The organism is Rhizobium sp. PEPV16 (assembly GCF_008919455.1).
GTDB classification, from domain to species: domain Bacteria; phylum Pseudomonadota; class Alphaproteobacteria; order Rhizobiales; family Rhizobiaceae; genus Rhizobium; species Rhizobium leguminosarum_Q.
Map to the genome: position 1 here is coordinate 74,405 of NZ_VSZV01000341.1, position 1,751 is coordinate 76,155.

At 62.3% G+C, this 1,751-nt stretch carries 1 protein-coding gene; it reads left to right on the forward strand.

The window, feature by feature from the left end; translation table 11 throughout:
- The coding region (ligD, locus tag FY112_RS38050; RefSeq protein WP_246700748.1) for a DNA ligase D at nucleotides 1-1,308 on the forward strand (1,308 nt) is incomplete at its 5' end.
- Nucleotides 1,309-1,751 lie beyond the last annotated feature (443 nt).

The window sequence follows — 1,751 nt, forward strand, 5'->3', positions numbered from 1 at the left end:
ACCAACGGGAAATTCCGATCCCTGCTGGTCGGCGTCTATCGTGGCGACCACTTCGTCTATGTCGGCCGCGTCGGCACCGGATATGGCGCAAAGAAAGTGGAAACGCTGCTGCCGAAGTTGAAGGCGCTCGAGACGGCGAAATCGCCTTTCACCGGTGTCGGCGCACCGAAAAAGGAGGCCGAGGTCACCTGGCTGAAGCCCGAGCTCGTGGCGGAAATCGAATTCGCAGGATGGACCGCCGACGGCATTGTCCGGCAGGCGGCCTTTAAGGGACTGCGGGAAGACAAGCCGGCGAAAGAGGTCAAGGCTGAACGGCCGGCGAAGCCCGGGCAAACTGACGTGCCGCAGCCGGCGGCGCAGGTGAAGGCCGGACCCGCCCGCCGAAAAAACGCCAAGGCCGAGGTCATGGGGGTGCTGATTTCAAACCCGGACAAGCCGCTATGGCCGGATGCGAGTGACGGCGGACCCGTCACCAAGGAAGAGCTGGCCCGCTACTACGAAGCCGTCGGTTCCTGGCTGATCGAGCACATCAAGGGACGCCCATGTTCGGTCATCCGCGCACCGGACGGGATCGGCGGTGAGCAATTTTTCCAGCGCCATGCGATGCCCGGCACCTCAAATCTCCTCGAACTGGTCAAGGTCTTCGGCGATAAAAAGCCCTATCTGCAAATCGACCGGGTCGAAGGCTTGGCTGCCGTCGCGCAGATCGGCGCGGTCGAGCTGCACCCCTGGAATTGCGAACCGCATCAGCCCGAGGTGCCCGGGCGTCTCGTCTTCGACCTTGATCCAGGTCCGGACGTGCCGTTCTCCGCTGTGGTTTCGGCGGCCCGCGAAATGCGGGACCGTCTCGACGCTCTGGGCCTGATCAGCTTTTGCAAGACGACTGGCGGCAAGGGCCTGCACGTCGTCACGCCACTCGCAAACAACAAGCGCAAGCCGCTTTCGTGGGCGGAAGCGAAGAGCTTCGCACACGACGTCTGCCAGCAGATGGCGCGCGACAATCCCGATCTCTATCTGATCAAAATGACAAAGAGCCTGAGGAACGGCCGGATCTTCCTCGACTATCTGCGCAACGACCGGATGGCGACGGCGGTGGCGCCCTTGTCACCGCGCGCCCGGCCGGGTGCCACCGTCTCGATGCCATTGACCTGGAACCAGGTCAAATCGGATCTGGACCCCAAGCGCTTCACCATCCGCACCGTTCCTGCGCTTCTGGCGAAATCGCCGGCCTGGGAAGCCTATTGCGACGGTCAACGGCCACTGGAACAGGCGATCAAGCGGCTCGCCAAGGCGCGGGTCGCGGCTTGATTGAGGGGCTTACCGCGGACCGGGTTCGAGGTGATAGTTAGCCCGAACCGGAATTGCTTTGGGAGTTCGCGTCCGGCGATCACCGTGGCGACAGCCGGGCCAGGCGTCGGATTAATGCCGTCGTGTTCAGTTGGATTTGTTGCAGGCAAAGACACTCGCCTGGCCACGATCGACAGTTTCCGTGGAGCAGTCCGAAAAGTCCATCGGTCGGAGGCTCTCGACGCTGATTGCTTTATCGCATCGTCGAGACGTCAGTCGCCTATCGGACCGCTGCCTCGTGGTACAGTTTTATCGCGTCTGACGCGGTTCCGCCATGCCTCCCTTGGAGGCAGGTTTACCGCCAATCGAACCACGGTGTCAGCAAGCCCGTCTTGCGCCGATAGGCTTCATATTCGGATGCCAGCGGTGATAGGGAGAACTTCCTCTCCTCATTGCGGGCTGCA